The sequence below is a fragment of the Sphingobium sp. BHU LFT2 genome (assembly GCF_018604485.1).
Taxonomy (GTDB): Bacteria; Pseudomonadota; Alphaproteobacteria; order Sphingomonadales; family Sphingomonadaceae; genus Sphingobium; species Sphingobium yanoikuyae_A.
Genome location: NZ_JAFCGW010000005.1, coordinates 120,241 through 134,736, shown reverse-complemented (window position 1 = coordinate 134,736; position 14,496 = coordinate 120,241). Strand labels below are relative to the sequence as shown.

Genomic DNA, 14,496 nt, shown 5'->3' with positions numbered 1-14,496 from the left:
CATGGGGGGGGCGCTGAGAAGGCCGACCAGATGTGACAAAAGCTACGGCAGCTGACGGCTATCACTGAGCTTTTGCTACATCTTCTGGTCCCAGTCAGAACAGATGAGACTGCCTATGGTACCATCATCGAGTCTGGTTGGGGTCAGCGATGCCTCTCGCAGGCCGTCACAGGAATGAAGGCTGGCTCCCCATATCCGCCATAGATGTCGCTCAGCAGCCCGTAGCGCTCGGCGTCGTGCTCCTGTTCGCCGATGCTTTTCCACCAGAAACGTAGAGCGGCATCCCAATGATAGCCGCGAGATTTCAGCCGGTCCTTGGCGTCAAATGGCGCATCGACGGCATTTACGCGATATGTCGGCCGCTCCGAACAGGCGATGAGCTTTGCCAGGATCGTCTCTCCATCCGGCAGTCCGTGGGAAAGCAGATACAGCAGCGCAAGAATGTCATTCTCGGCCCTGTGTCCCTCATAGAACCAGCCGCATTGCGAGACGAGGTGCGCGAGCGCGCGCCCCTCGAACCCCAGCTCAAGCCAGTCCAGCTCGGCCATTGAGCAGGCCCAGGGTTTGCCAGCAATGGCCGGGAGACGCCGATCCACAAACGGCCTGTCAAAGGCAGCATTGTGGGCGACGATGATGTCGGCGGACGATAGAATATCCACAGCCATCACTTCATCGATCGCCTGTCCAGCGACATCGTCCACCGCGAGGCCGGTGAGCTTGGTAATCTTTGGATCAATCGGAATTCCTGGGTCTTCACGCCAAACCCGGGGCATCCCGACCTGGACGATCCGCCCGCGATCATCGAACCGGAAACGCTGAACGGCCAATTCGATGATTCGATCGGTTTCGCGATTGAGGCCGGTCGTCTCCACATCGATCGCCACGCCGATCCGGCTGGAGGCAAGCGGGTCCGCTTCATGAAAATGAGTCACAGGCACAAGACGACGCTGCACGCGATAGTCAGGGTGCGTGCTCAGGAAATCAGCCGCCTGCGAATGGCGATCGGGCATGATGGTGTTCATCTCGCGATGATCCTCGCCATCAACCCTCTACCACCCTGAAAACCGCCCCATTGCTTGCGTCTCGAACGAGATCGACCCGCCGCCCGTCCCAATGATAGTCGAGGTGCCGGCCCTGAATGGGATTGGACGCGCAGTCCGGATAAAAAAGCGCGACACATTCGCCGCCAGCCTGTCGCACGCTCGGATAGGCCATGCCATCCGACCCTGAAAAACGCAGGCTGGCAGCGAGGTGCTGAGCCTCCCCATAGCTCTCCGGATCAAGACAGGCACCAAAATCCTCGTCACCGCCGCGAAGATCATGCAGCTCAGCATCGACCTTCAGGACAATTTCTCGGAATTGTGACGTCCATCCGGCCGGCTCTCCCGTCCTGGCCATGAACCGGGCATGATGATGAATCGTCTCGAACAAAGCGGTTTCATAGCTGTGGGCGACATAGAGAACGCCATAGCTTCCGTCCGAGAATCGGCTCGGTCGATCGAGGCTTACATGGGTGAACGACGCCATCAGATAGGATGCGCCCACGCCACCGATCCGCCGCTCCGGAGGGACAAGCTCGATGTTCCCGATCGACGTCATGATGCGCGGGTTCGTCTTCTGCTCAGCCGATATGAGGAGAGGCCAATCGGCAGGGTCTGCAATATCCTCGAACAGATCGATGGGCGGATAAATGCTGCGGATGATCCTGACCGCGCCTTCCCATTCGACCCTGTTGACCGGCGGCACCGCAATTCCCGTCACCAGCCACCGCGCTCCGAGTCGAGATAGCGCCGCACCCGCATGATGTCGGTCAATTCGCCCCCCAGCATGACCGCCAGCGCACTTGCGCCCTCGAAGGCCGCATTGGGTGTCTTGATCCAGTCATAGCCCCGCTGCGGCTCCTGAAAGATGATGCGGAGCGCCTTATGGATGCCCATGAGGTTGGAGAGCCGGGCAAGCCCATCGCGCGAAATGCGGCCCGGCCCTTCTGCTTTCCAGCGACGGAAGCTGCGAACCGGCATATCTGTTAGAACAGCAGCCTGCTCGTCCGTGACACCCCATTTGGCGAACAGATTGAGGGCCGCGCGAAACATCGCACCGCCTTCTTCCTGGGTGACGGGTTCCGGCCGGAACGGAGCTGGGACCGTCTCAATGGGCTGCAGCATAGCCATAACGCGCCTCCATATGGCATGATATATAGGATTTACTGCCAAATGGCAAATTTCACCTGCCGCCTATGCTCTATTTCGCATAAACATCGTTTATGCGCTCAATCGCATAGGATGCGCCGCCGCTTTGCCCCTTAGCGCCGCCCAAACCTCGCTTTGATCACCTTCTCGGCAGCTCGAAGCTGATCGAGATAGTCGCTCCAATATTGCATCATCTTGACGCGCTCATTCCAATGCTCGCCGCGCAGATAGGCACGCCGGACATCGTTGCCTTCGACATGCGCCAGCTGGCGTTCGATCGCGTCGGGATGCCATTTGCGGCTCTCGTTGAGCAGGGTGCTGGCGGTCGCGCGAAAGCCATGTCCGGTCATCTGCGTCTTGTCATAGCCCAACCGCCGAAGCGCTGCGTTGACCGTATTCTCGGACATCGGCCGCCTCGGGTCGCGAATGCTGGGGAACAGATATTTCGAGTGGCCGCTGATCGGGTAGAGCGCCTCCAGCAAGTCCATGACCTGCGTGGACAGCGGCACGCGATGCTCGCGCCCCATTTTCATCTTCTCGGCCGGAATGGTCCAGATGGCCAGATCCGGATCGAACTCCGACCATTCCGCGTGACGCAGCTCGCCAGGCCGGACGAAGGTGTGAACGCCGACCTTCAAGGCGATCTCGACGGCCGGCTGGCCCTCATAGCCCCACATAGCGCGCAGCAACTCGCCGACCCCGCCGGGATCAGTGATCGCGGCGCGATGCGTCACCTTGGGCGTGATGAGCGCGCCTTGCAGATCGGCGGTGACGTCGCGCTGCGCGCGGCCGGTCGCAATGGCGTAACGCAGGATGCTGCCGCATGTCGTCCGCAGCCGCCTCGCTGATTCGTAACGCCCTTTCACCTCGACCGTGCGCAGGACCGCAAGAAACTCCGGGGCGGTCAGTTCGCCGATCGGCCGCTCGCCGATGATCGGCTCGGCGTAGCGCAGAAGCCAGCGCATCTTTTCCATGGTGGCGGCCGAACGCCCCTCGGCCTCCAGCTTTGCAAGCCACTCTTGGGCAACTGCGCCGAAGCTGTCCCCGCCGTTGAGCGCCAAGGCGCGCTGAAGCCTTTTGTGGGTGGTGGGGTTCGTTCCCCGCTCAAGCAGCTTGCTGGCCTCGGTGCGCTTCTCGCGCGCCTCCTTGAGCGAGACTTCGGGATAGACCCCGAGCGATAGCGTCTGCTTCTTGCCGCCATGCGAGAAATTCCAGCGCCAGTAGCGGGCGCCGTTCGGGATCACGAGCAGATAGAGCCCGTGCATGTCGCCGACCTTGAACGGCTTCTCGCGGAGCCCGATTTTACGGATGGCGGCATCGGTAAGCATGACGTTGATTTTCCCGGTTTCGATACCGAGAAAACTACCGTTCGCGCATCCGGGTAGCAAGGTACACGCCCGGACAGCGGTGGACGAGATACCACAAACCGGCCAAAATATACCATCGATTCCGGACGGCTATGGACAGGAAAATCAAGGGAAATGGTGCCCGGGGACGGATTCGAACCGCCGACACTGCGATTTTCAATCGCATGCTCTACCAACTGAGCTACCCGGGCATCGGGTCTCGGCGGAGGTGACCGCCGGATGGAGGCGTGCCTATAGGCGTCAATCCGGCTCGCTGTCCAGCCCATAATTATCATTTTTTTGCAGGGCTTCGTCGCCCGGCATGCCGGACACGCGATAGCCCTCGCCCAGCCATTGCAGCAGGTCGCGATCGCGGCATCCCTTGCCGCAGAAGGGGCGGGTTTCCGGCTGTGCCGGCTGGCCGCAAACCGGGCAGGCGCCAGCCTTAGGCGACATGGCCGGCCGCCAGCGACAGCGCGGAATCGGCGCGCAGCGTGACCTCGCCACCACGACGGCGCGCGAGCTGTTCGATCCAGTCGGAGCGCTTGTGCAGCAGGTCGATGATCGCCGGCGCCGCGGTGATCGTCGCCGCGCCGCCGGTGCCATGCCGTTCGGCACGGCGCAGCAGCGCCAGCGCGGCGGTCAGCACCGGATCCTCGCGCAGCAGTTCCATCAGATTGGCGCGTTCGCGGCGGCGGATGATCTGGACGAAGCCGAAGCCGTTGACCGCCGTCCGCTCGAACGGCAGCGGCAGATATTTGTCGATCTGCGCGGCCGCGACGATGCGCTCATCCTTGTTGTTCATGGTCGGCAGGTCGATGCCGATTGAGCCGGCGAGCCCCATGCGGCGGATTGCCTGGGCCGACAGCTTCGCGCCCTTGGGGCCGAGCTGTGCCGGCGGCAGGCTGCCGTCGATGTCGATCAGGATCATCGCGGGGGTCAGGAAGATGCGCAGCGCCGCATCCTCGGCACCGACTTCGCCGGTCACCGCTTCCTCCATCAGCTCGCTCCAGCCAAGGGCTTCGAGCCTGTCCTCCTCATGCGCGGGACAGGGGCGGATGGCGACATCGGTGGCGCGCAGCCGCTGCAGCAGGCTGGGACCAGGATGCACCTTGGAACCGGCCGGGGCGATGCGGCCCTTGGCGCGCTTGCCCCGGCCTTCCTCGGCGATCGCCTCGCGGAAGATCTCGACCAGCACATTGGCGCCCTCGGCCACCTTGGGCGGGATCGGCTCGATCAGCACTTCCTCGCCCGAGATCAGGCGCACGACGCCCCGCTTGCGCGGAATGATGGTCTGGACCAGACGGCCCTGAAGGATGGCACCTGCACGGGCAACCTCGCCCTCGCGCTCGATCAGCGCCTCGACGATGCGCCCTTTTTCGATCAGCGCGGCACGGGCCTCGCCAATGCCTTCTTCATAAAGCCATTCGGCCATCGTTCAGTTACCTACTTGTCGTGATTTCCGAGCCGTGAAATGTACCATCTCACTCGAAATCCCGACGGTCCAGTGGATAGCCCGCTGCCTCAAGCAGCGTGCGGGTTTCGTAAAGCGGCAGGCCCATGATCGCGCTATGGCTACCCTGGATGCTGCGGATGAGGCCCGCGGCACGGCCCTGAATGGCATAGCCACCCGCCTTGCCCAGCCCTTCGCCGCTGGCAATATAGCGATCGATCTCGCTACGCTCCAGCCGCTTGAAGATAACGATGCTGGTCGACAGGCGATGCCGTGCCACGCCCGCAGCGTCGATCACGGTGATGGCGCTGTAGACGCGATGCCGGCGCCCCGACAGCAGGTCGAGGCAGTCGCGGACCTCCGCCTCGCTTTCCGCCTTGGGCAGGATGCGGCGGCCGGCGGCCACCACGGTATCGCCCGACAGGATCAGCGCGCCGGGATGACGGGCGGCAACCAGCGCGCCCTTTTCGGCGGCGACACGCGCAGCATAGGCGGCCGGCAGTTCGGCCTTGCGCGGGGTTTCGTCAATGTCCGCAGGATCGACGGCATCAGGAAGCACGCCAATCTGCCCCAGAAGGTCACGCCGTCTGGGGGAAGCCGAAGCTAGAATGAGTCGCATCGAAAATGCGGCTTATTTGAAGCGGTAGGTGATCCGACCCTTGGTCAGGTCGTAGGGGGTCAGTTCGACCAGCACTTCGTCACCGACCAGCACGCGGATGCGGTTCTTGCGCATCTTGCCAGCGGTGTGGCCGAGAATTTCATGATCATTCTCAAGGCGCACGCGGAACATGGCGTTGGGGAGAAGCTCCACAACCTGTCCGCGCATTTCAAGCAGTTCTTCTTTGGCCATAATATCCCAGAATCGAAAAATCGCGCCGCCATAGCGCCAAAACGTGGAAAATGGAAGTCAGGACGCAGAACCGAAATAATCACCGGCTGCGACGAGGGCCGCGAAGACGGCATCGAGCTGCTGCGCATCGATGCAATAGGGCGGCATGAGGTAGATGGTGTTGCCCAGCGGCCTTAGCAAGAGGCCGCGTTCCAGGAAGAAGGCACGCAGGCGCGGCGCGAGGTCGGAGAGATAGCCAGCGTCGGCCGCAATCAGGTCGATCGCCATGATCGTGCCGATCTGGCGCGGGTTGGCGAAGGCGGGGTGGCCGGCCAGCGAGGACAGCCGATCGGCGATGCCCTGCGCCAGTGCAGCAATTCGTCCGCGCACATCCTCCTCGGCCCAGATGGCGAGATTTTCGGCAGCAGCGGCACAGGCGATCGCGTTCGCGGTGTAGCTGGAGGAATGGTAGAAGAGACGCGCCCGGTCGGTTGAGCGATGCGCCTCGAAGATGCGCGGGGTCGCCAGCGTCGCGGCGAGCGGGATGGCGCCGCCGGTAATCCCCTTGGCCACCGCCATGATGTCGGGCACCACGCCGGCCTGCTCGCAGGCAAACAGGGTGCCGGTGCGGCCCCAGCCGGTCATCACCTCGTCCGCGATGAACAGCACATTGTGGCGCGCGCAGATATCGGCCATCGCCCGCAGCACATGGGGCGGATAGATCAGCATCCCCCCGGCTCCCAGGATAAGGGGTTCGACGATGAAGGCGGCCGGGTGATCGGCGCAGGCCGTCTCCAATGCGGCAAGCGTCTCCTGCTCGCGACCGGGATGTGGGAAGGGGATGGTGCCGACATCGAACAGCAGAGGCGTCCAGGCGGCATTGTAGACACCACGCTCGCCGATCGACATCGCCCCGATCGTATCGCCATGATAGCTATGTTCCAGCACTAGGATGCGGCTGCGCGCCTCGTCCAGCCCGTCGAGCGCGCGATTATGCCAGTAGCCGAGCGCCATCTTGAGCGCGACTTCCACTGCGGTCGATCCGCTGTCGGAAAAGAAGACATGGGCGAGGCGATCGCGCCCCGGCGCCTGTGGCATGAGATCGACCAGGCCGCGCGCGACCGCCTCGGCTGGTTCATGGGTATAGCCCGCGAAGATCAGCTGATCGAGCTGTCCGGCCTGGCGCGCGATGGCGGCGGCGATGCGCGGATGGCAATGGCCATGGGTCGTCACCCACCAGCTGGAAATGCCATCAATCAGGCTGCTGCCATCGGCCAGATGGAGGGTCGCGCCCTCCGCCCGGACGACATGGGGGATGGGCTCGTTGAGGCCATGCTGGGTGAAGGGGTGCCAGACAGGAGAGGTCATCGGCGTCCCCTACGCCCGATCGGCGGCCAAGGCTATGGCTTGTCCTTGCGATCCACCGGCGAGATGCTGGGCAACACGGCCGCCGTCGGCACCACGACCGTGGGCACCGCGACATGGATGTCCACCCGGCGATTCTTCGCTCGGCCTTCGGGATCGTCGCTGCCATCTTCCTTGGCATTGGGGGCGACCGGCCGGGCTTCCCCCAGCGCGATCAGGCTGATGCGATCCTTGGCGATGCCCTTTTCGACAAGATAGGCCTCGATCGCCTCGGCCCGGATGCGCGATGCCACGCGATTGTCGCCGTCATTGCCCTTGCTGTCGCTATGGCCGCGCAGCGTGATCGCCCCGCCGGTCTTGATCGCCGGGGTTTCGACCAGCGTATCGAGCGCGGCGCGGGCGGCATCGTCCAGCTTCAGCCCGGACGTGCCAAAGGCGATGGTGGCGTCGAGCGGTTCGATCTTCGGCACTTCGGGTTCGGCGACTTCGGGGCGCAGGATCGAACGGACCGGCTCTGCGGCATTGCCAGATTCGTTGGCCGCAATCTCATTATCGGACGCATTGGCCGCGTTGACGGCATTGTCGACAGCATTGCCTGCGGGCCGATCACAGGCAGCCAGCATGACGCACAGGGCCAGCGCGGGGGCGAGCTTCCTCATTCCTCCTCTCCTTCCGGTTTCTTGCGGGTCTTTGATGCGGGCGGCACATAGGACAGGATCGTGTCGCCCGGCTGTGGCGTCGGTCGCGACGCATGGGTGAAGAAGCGCATCGTGCCGTTCTTGCGGAGCAGCAGCAGCATGTCGGCATCGGCCGGCAGGTCGGCCTTGGCCGCCTCGAAATCGAACTGGTCGCTGATCCGCGTCTTGCGGAAGGTCCAGCCGGCATCCTCGCGGATCATGATTTCCTCGACGCCGAGGCCGGAGTCGAACAGCGCGCGGCCGCGCAGCGATTCCGGCAGCGCGCGCGGATCATGATCGTCGCTGGCGTCGCCCAGCTGATAGACATTGTCGCGCCCCACTTCCGGCGCGAACTCGTTGCAGACGAGCGCGTTATAGGCCTCATTTTCCGACGTGGCGGCGAGCACCTGGAACTGGGCCAGGTCCAGCCGCTCCTCGGTCGCCTCCGCCAATATCTCGCCATGATAGGTCGGGATGCCGCCATGGCGGGCGGGGGCCAGACGCTGCCAGCTATTGTCGGCGATCATCACCGGCACCTCCAGCTGGCGCAGCTGGGCGGCAAGGCTGAGGCTGAAGGGGGTGGCGCCGACCAGCAGCAGGCCCTTGTCCTGCGCACCGGTAACCTTGAGCAGCCGGGCGACCGGCTTGATCGAGAAGCCATGGAACAGGATGGTCGCAACCACGATCGAGAAGGACAGGGTGACCAGGATCGCGCCGTCGCCATAGCCTAGCCGGTCGAGACGCAGCGCGAACAGGCCGGAAATGGCGACCGCGACAATACCGCGTGGCGCGATCCAGGCGACCAGCAGCCGTTCGTTCCAGGGCACCGGCGAGAAAGCGAGGCTGAGCAGCACCGTCGCCGGGCGGACGACGAACAGCAGCACCAGCAGATAGGCCAGGAAGCGCCATTCGAACTGGCGCAGCACATCAAGGTCGAGTGAAGCCGACAGGATCACGAACACGCCCGAGATCAACAGGACGGTCACATTTTCCTTGAATGGCTGGATGTCGCGCAGGGAATCGAACTTCATGTTAGCGAGCGCGACACCCATCACCGTCACGGTAACAAGGCCAGTTTCCGCCTGGATGAGGTTGGAGAGAACGAACACGCCGATCACGGCGACCAGCAGGATTGGCGCTTTCAGATATTCCGGCACATGGCCGCGCTGGAACGCCCAGCCGATCGCGCGGGCGGCGAGCCAGCCGATCAGGCCGGCGATGATCGCGGCAGCGACCAGCGACAGGATGACGGCCGCCAGCGTGCTGCCCTCGCTCGACCGGCGCAGATATTCATAGGTGGCAAGGCCGAGCAGCGCGCCAACCGGATCGTTGACGATCGCTTCCCATTTGAGGATCGCGCGCGGCCGGGCGGCAACGTTGGATTGCCGCAGCAGCGGCAGCACGACGGTCGGCCCGGTCACCACAAGAATGCCCGCAAACAGGATCGCAACCGGCCAGACGAGGCCCGCGACATAATAAAGGGCGAGCGCGCCCAATATCCATCCGATCGGCGCGCCCAGCACTACCAGCCGGGTGACGGCGCCGTCGGTCTTGCGCAATTCGCGGAAATTGAGGCTGAGACCGCCTTCAAACAGGATCAGGGCGACCGCCACCGACACCATGGGTTCAAGCAGTTCGCCAAAAGTGAGCTTGGGATCGATAAGGCCGGTCACCGGGCCACCGATGACGCCGGCGGCGAGCATCAGGGCGATGGCGGGCCAGCCGGTGCGCCAGGCAATCCATTGGGCGCCGATGCCCAATATGCCGATCAGCGCGATTACAAGGGCCTGTTCATGCATGGCCGGGACCATAGACAGGCGAAGCCGCCATGGTCACCCCCTTTATTTTCAACGATCTGGGGAACCGGATCGCAGAACGGGAATGGCGGGCAAGGGAGAACCCGCCATTCCCATGGCAAATATGCTTATTGCTGCGGCGGGGTTGCCGGATCAGCCGGGGTCGCCGGGCTGGCGGGCGCGGCTGGTGCCGGCGTGCCGGCGGCGGCCTGAATCCGCTGCTGCAGGGCCGGGTCGGCGGCGGCAGCTTGGCCGATGGCGTTGAACTTTTCAGGCGGAATGCCCTTCGACTGCAGCGCAGCCAACATCTTGGGCTGCTTTTCCGCGGCGGCAATCGCATTGTCCGACTGGATCTTGGTTACTTCTACGGCGGCAGCCGCGAACTGCTTAATGTCGGCGTCGCTGAAGTTGCTGGCGCCAGCGGCGGGGGCCGATGCTGCGGGGGCGGCAGGCGTCTGCGCCGACACGGAATAGGCTGCCAGCAGCGCGACAGACGCGACACCGGTCTTGATGATGTTCGAAAGGTTGAGACCCGTCATGTGCTTCTCCTTGGCTTTGCTACCGGCCAAAGCTGTGGACAAAGCAGGCGCGGGAAAAGTCCGGACAGGATGAAGCGTGGCATTAGAAAGATGGCGGAAAAGTTCCCGTCAGCCTGCCGCGAAGGGGAAACGATCGGTCGCGGCCCTCATTTCCATGCCGCAACGAAAAAGGGCCGCCCGATGAGCGGCCCTTCTCCGATTCTGCTTACCAGATCTTCACGCGATCCTTGGGATCGAGATAGATCTTGCCGCCCGGCGCGGGCTTGAACGCATCATACCAAGCGTCGAAATTGCGCACGATGTCGGCGCGATATTGCGACGGCGCGTGCGGATCGGTGACCAGGCGCTGGCGCAGATTGGCTTCGCGATAATTGCGACGCCACACCTGTGCCCAGCCCAGGAAGAAGCGCTGGTCGCCGGTCATGCCGTCGATCACCGGCGCGGCCTTGCCGCCCAGCGAGGCATGATAGGCGTCGAGCGCGACGGCCAGGCCGCCCAGATCGCCAATATTCTCGCCCATGGTGAAGGCGCCCTTCACATGCGCGCCGGGGAAGGGCTCATAGGCGTCATATTGGGCGCCGAGCTTGGCGGTCAGTGCCTTGAAATTGGCGACGTCCTGATCGGTCCACCACTGGTTGAGCTTACCGGTCTCGTCATATTTCGCGCCCTGGTCGTCGAAATGATGGCTGAGTTCATGGCCGATCACCGCGCCGATGCCGCCATAATTGACCGCCGGATCGGCATGCGGATCGAAGAAGGGCGGCTGCAGGATGGCGGCCGGGAAGACGATCTCGACCATGCCGAAATTGGCATAGGCGTTGATCTCCATCGGGGTCATGCCCCATTCCCAGCGATAGATGGGCTTGCCCAGCTTGCCGATATTATAGTCGAAGTCGAACTGGTTCGACCGCATCGCATTGCCGAACAGGTCGCCCGATTTGATGGTCAGGCCGCTATAGTCGCGCCAGCGATCGGGATAGCCGATCTTGGGCGTGAAGGCGGCCAGTTTCTTGTGGGCGCGGGCCTTGGCCTCGTCGCTCATCCACGGCAGGCCATCGATGCGACGGCCCATGGCCGACAGGACATTCTTGACCAGCTGGTCCATCGCCGCCTTGGTTTCGGGCGGGAAATATTTGGCGACATAGACCTTGCCGACTTCCTCGCCCAGCGACTCCTTGAGGAAGGTGACGCCGCGCTTCCAGCGTTCCTCGCGCTCGGGCGTGCCCGACAGGGTGGTGCCGAAAAAGGCGAAATCGGCGCTGGCGATGCTGTCGGGCAGATAATCGGCATAGCTGTGGACACTGCGCAGCAGCAGGCTGTCCTTCAGCACGCCGATCGGCGCCTTCGCGATCAGCGCGGCCTCGCCGGTGACGGCGGACGGCTGGGCCACCAGCAGGTCGGTGGGCTTGAGGCCGACGGCGCCGAAATAGGCGGCGAAGTCGAAACCGGGCGCAGCCTTCTGCAGCGCGGCTAGGCTCATCTTGTTATAGGTCTTGTCCGCGTCGCGGCTGTCGACCTGGGTCCAGTGGACCTTGGCGATCTCGGTCTCGAACGCCATCAGCGCGGCAGCGCGCGCCTTGGCATTGGGTTCGCCCAGCAAGGTCAGCATCTGTTCGAGATGGGCGACATAAGCGGTACGGATCGCCGCCATCTTCTCGCCCTGGTCGAGATAATAGTCGCGGTCGGGCAGACCCAGGCCACCCTGCATCATCGAGAGGATGTAGGTTTCGGGATCCTTGTCGTCCTGGCCGACATAGAAGCGGAACGGGCCGCGCACGCCGGCGCGCGCCGCCTTGCCGGACAGGGCGGCATAGGCCTTCAGATCCTTGACCGCGCCGATTTCGGCGAGCCAGGGCTTGATCGGGGCAAGGCCCTTCGCCTCGACGGCCGCCGAGTCCAGATAGGTCGCATAGGCGACGCCAATCTTGCTGTTCGGATCGGTCTTGGCGCCGTCCAATATCTCGCGGGTGCGCTTCTGCGACAGTTCATCCAGCACGGTGAAGGCGCCATAGTTGGACTTGTCCGCCGGGATCGGCGTGTTCTTCAGCCAGGTGCCATTGGCATATTCATAGAAATCGTCGCCGGGCTTGACCGAGCTGTCCATGCCGGCGGTGTCGAAGCCGTATGTGCCATAGGTCGGCTTGGCGGCCGGGGCAGCGGCGGTCGTGGTGGCGGGCTGGTCGGCATGGGCCACGGTCGCGGCGAGCGCGAGGCCGGTGGCGGCAGCGCCCATCAGGAGGAACTTCATGAAGGCTATTCCCTTGCTTCGTCTGGATCGGACGTCATTCGCTCTGTCCGTTCTGGCGGGCAGTTCAACGCCCGTCAAAGCGGCATGTCCATGTCGTTGGTCGAAAATTATCGGCCGTTGAAATTATCGGGAAGGTGTATGTGCGCCCTGAAGGCGGCCGCCAGACTGTCCCGGTCGAGCGGATCGAGCAGCGGCAGGCGCCCCAGGCTGGGCACGCCGGCGATGTGCGGGATGATCCGCTCATTCTCCTCATGCGCTTCGCCGATGAAGGCGATGCCGACGACATGGACGCCGCGCGCGCGCAGCGCCTCTATGCTGAGCAGGCTGTGGTTGATCGTGCCAAGGCCGGTGCGGGCGCACAGGATCGCAGGCTGGCCCCAATAGGCGAACAGGTCCGCCATCAGCAGGCTTTCGCTGACCGGCACCAGTACGCCGCCGGCCCCTTCGACCACCAGCGGCCCGTCGACCCTGGGCAGCGCCAGGCGATCGAGCGAGATGTCGACGCCGTCGATCCGCGCGGCAAGATGCGGCGAGGCGGGCGTGGCAAGGCGATAGGCTTCGGGCAGGATGCGTTCGGTCGGCAGACCGGACAGGGTGGCGACCCGTTCCTTGTCGCCCTGCGGATCGACGCCGGCCTGGATCGGCTTCCAATAATAGGCGCCGAGCGCCGCGGCGAGGCCGGCGGCGAAGACGGTCTTGCCGATGTCGGTATCGGTGCCGGTAACGATCAGGCGGGTCATCGGGCGACCCGGCGCAGCACGTCGCCCAGCGCGATCACATCAGCCCGCCCGACATTGAGCGAGAGCGAGATGCGCAGGCGGCTGGTGCCGGCGGGCACGGTCGGCGGGCGGATGCCACGCACGTCGAAGCCGGCCTCCTGCAAGGCGGCGGCGGCGGCCATGGTGCGCGCATCCTCGCCCAGGATCAGCGGGATGATCTGGCTGCGCGGACGGGGCAGGCCGAGCGGCGCGCAGATCGCCTCGACCGCATCCTGGCGCAATGTGGCCAGCCGGTCGCGGCGATTGTCGGCGGTCTCGATCCGGTCGATCGCGGCGGAGGCGGCGACCGCCATCAGCGGCGAGGGCGCGGTCGAGAAGATGAAGGGCCGGGCGCGGTTGATGAGATAGTCAATATGGATGCGCGGGCCGCAGATCAGCGCGCCCTCCACGCCCATCGCCTTGCCGCAGGTGTGGAGGGTGATGACATTGTGCAGCCCGTCGAGGCCGGCCGACAGGCCACGCCCGCCGGGGCCGAAGACGCCGGTGCCATGCGCTTCGTCCAGCAACAGCATCGCATCATGGGTAGCGGCCAGCTTGGCGAGATCGCCGAGCGGCGCCATGTCGCCGTCCATCGAATAGAGCGTTTCGACCGCAATCCAGATCCGGCCCTTGCCCCCTTCGGCGCGGAAGGCGGTGATGAGGTCGGCAAAGCTCTGCAGGTCATTGTGACGGGCGAAGACCGCGGTCGCCTTCGACAGGCGGATGCCGTCATGGACGCTGGCATGGATCAGCTCGTCCGCGACGATCAGGTCACCGCGCTGTGGCAGGGTCGCGAACAGCGCCATGTTGGCGAGAAAGCCATTGGCCAGGAACAGCGACGCCTGGGTGCGGAAAAATTCCGCAGCCTTGGCCTCCAGCCCTTCATGTTCGGGGGCATTGCCGCGCAGCAGACGCGAGCCGCCCGAGCCGACCGGCACGCCGCGCGCGACGGCATCGGCAACAGCCTGGCCGATCATCGGATCGGACGCGAGGCCGAGATAATCGTTGGAGGCAAAATCACGCCCGGCGCGAGGGATCAGGTGGCGCAGGCGCCCCCGCGATTCAAGCGCTGCGAGTTGCGTGCGGAAGGGTTCGCTGCTCATGGCTGCGGGCTATAGGCCCCCACCCCGAGCCGGGCAAGCAAGCGCTTAACTTCGCACATTTCCCGCACATTTTGTCATCTTCATTCAAATGTGGGAAATTTCGTTACAAATCTGTTCGATCGCCGAGGCCGGGCAATATAGGGCGGTGACATGCTGTAGGACAGCATAAGCGGCATATTGGCAAAGGGCAGGT

General features: G+C 64.1%; 15 protein-coding genes and 1 tRNA gene. All 16 read right to left on the bottom strand.

Annotated elements, in window-relative coordinates; translation table 11 throughout:
* Nucleotides 1-143 precede the first annotated feature (143 nt).
* Entirely contained in the window at nucleotides 144-1,022 is an 879-nt protein-coding gene (locus tag JQK15_RS12215) for a 3'-5' exonuclease (RefSeq protein ID WP_214865756.1), read from the bottom strand.
* A 19-nt stretch (nucleotides 1,023-1,041) separates the two neighbouring features.
* Nucleotides 1,042-1,761: an RES family NAD+ phosphorylase gene (locus JQK15_RS12210; RefSeq protein WP_214865754.1), complete on the bottom strand. Its 720-nt coding sequence runs from the start codon at nucleotides 1,759-1,761 to the stop codon at nucleotides 1,042-1,044.
* On the bottom strand, nucleotides 1,758-2,171 hold the full coding sequence (locus JQK15_RS12205; RefSeq protein ID WP_214865752.1) for an MbcA/ParS/Xre antitoxin family protein: 414 nt from the start codon (nucleotides 2,169-2,171) through the stop codon (nucleotides 1,758-1,760). Before JQK15_RS12205 ends, JQK15_RS12210 begins: the two co-directional genes overlap by 4 nt.
* Before the next feature lie 131 nt (nucleotides 2,172-2,302).
* Nucleotides 2,303-3,517, bottom strand: a complete 1,215-nt coding sequence (locus JQK15_RS12200) for a tyrosine-type recombinase/integrase (RefSeq protein ID WP_214865750.1) — start codon at nucleotides 3,515-3,517, stop codon at nucleotides 2,303-2,305.
* A gap of 154 nt (nucleotides 3,518-3,671) precedes the next feature.
* Nucleotides 3,672-3,747 (bottom strand) — tRNA-Phe (locus JQK15_RS12195).
* Between the two features lie 49 nt (nucleotides 3,748-3,796).
* Nucleotides 3,797-3,991, bottom strand: coding sequence for a DNA gyrase inhibitor YacG (locus tag JQK15_RS12190; RefSeq protein WP_214865748.1), 195 nt, complete (start codon nucleotides 3,989-3,991; stop codon nucleotides 3,797-3,799).
* Nucleotides 3,981-4,970 carry a ribonuclease gene (locus JQK15_RS12185; protein ID WP_214865746.1) on the bottom strand — a complete coding sequence of 330 codons (990 nt, stop codon included), beginning with the start codon at nucleotides 4,968-4,970 and terminating at the stop codon, nucleotides 3,981-3,983. The genes JQK15_RS12190 and JQK15_RS12185 overlap by 11 nt, the downstream gene beginning before the upstream one ends.
* 49 nt (nucleotides 4,971-5,019) lie before the next feature.
* Nucleotides 5,020-5,607, bottom strand: coding sequence for a Maf family protein (locus tag JQK15_RS12180; protein WP_214865744.1), 588 nt, complete (start codon nucleotides 5,605-5,607; stop codon nucleotides 5,020-5,022).
* Nucleotides 5,608-5,619: 12 nt separating this feature from the next.
* The gene (infA, locus tag JQK15_RS12175; RefSeq protein WP_003049127.1) at nucleotides 5,620-5,838 is read right to left on the bottom strand and encodes a translation initiation factor IF-1; all 219 of its coding nucleotides are present in this window, start codon (nucleotides 5,836-5,838) and stop codon (nucleotides 5,620-5,622) included.
* Between the two features lie 57 nt (nucleotides 5,839-5,895).
* Nucleotides 5,896-7,185, bottom strand: coding sequence for an adenosylmethionine--8-amino-7-oxononanoate transaminase (locus JQK15_RS12170; RefSeq protein ID WP_214865741.1), 1,290 nt, complete (start codon nucleotides 7,183-7,185; stop codon nucleotides 5,896-5,898).
* 32 nt (nucleotides 7,186-7,217) lie between these two features.
* Nucleotides 7,218-7,841 (bottom strand): OmpA family protein, encoded by a 624-nt coding sequence (locus JQK15_RS12165; RefSeq protein WP_214865739.1) that lies wholly within the window; start codon nucleotides 7,839-7,841, stop codon nucleotides 7,218-7,220.
* On the bottom strand, nucleotides 7,838-9,670 hold the full coding sequence (locus tag JQK15_RS12160; RefSeq protein ID WP_037513092.1) for a cation:proton antiporter: 1,833 nt from the start codon (nucleotides 9,668-9,670) through the stop codon (nucleotides 7,838-7,840). The genes JQK15_RS12165 and JQK15_RS12160 overlap by 4 nt, the downstream gene beginning before the upstream one ends.
* Before the next feature lie 113 nt (nucleotides 9,671-9,783).
* Nucleotides 9,784-10,194 (bottom strand): DUF4168 domain-containing protein, encoded by a 411-nt coding sequence (locus tag JQK15_RS12155; RefSeq protein ID WP_004208769.1) that lies wholly within the window; start codon nucleotides 10,192-10,194, stop codon nucleotides 9,784-9,786.
* Between the two features lie 205 nt (nucleotides 10,195-10,399).
* Entirely contained in the window at nucleotides 10,400-12,442 is a 2,043-nt protein-coding gene (locus JQK15_RS12150; RefSeq protein WP_214865737.1) for a M13 family metallopeptidase, read from the bottom strand.
* 107 nt (nucleotides 12,443-12,549) lie between these two features.
* On the bottom strand, nucleotides 12,550-13,182 hold the full coding sequence (gene bioD / locus JQK15_RS12145; RefSeq protein ID WP_214865735.1) for a dethiobiotin synthase: 633 nt from the start codon (nucleotides 13,180-13,182) through the stop codon (nucleotides 12,550-12,552).
* Nucleotides 13,179-14,303 (bottom strand): 8-amino-7-oxononanoate synthase, encoded by a 1,125-nt coding sequence (locus JQK15_RS12140; protein ID WP_017499660.1) that lies wholly within the window; start codon nucleotides 14,301-14,303, stop codon nucleotides 13,179-13,181. Before JQK15_RS12140 ends, bioD begins: the two co-directional genes overlap by 4 nt.
* Nucleotides 14,304-14,496: the final 193 nt, after the last annotated feature.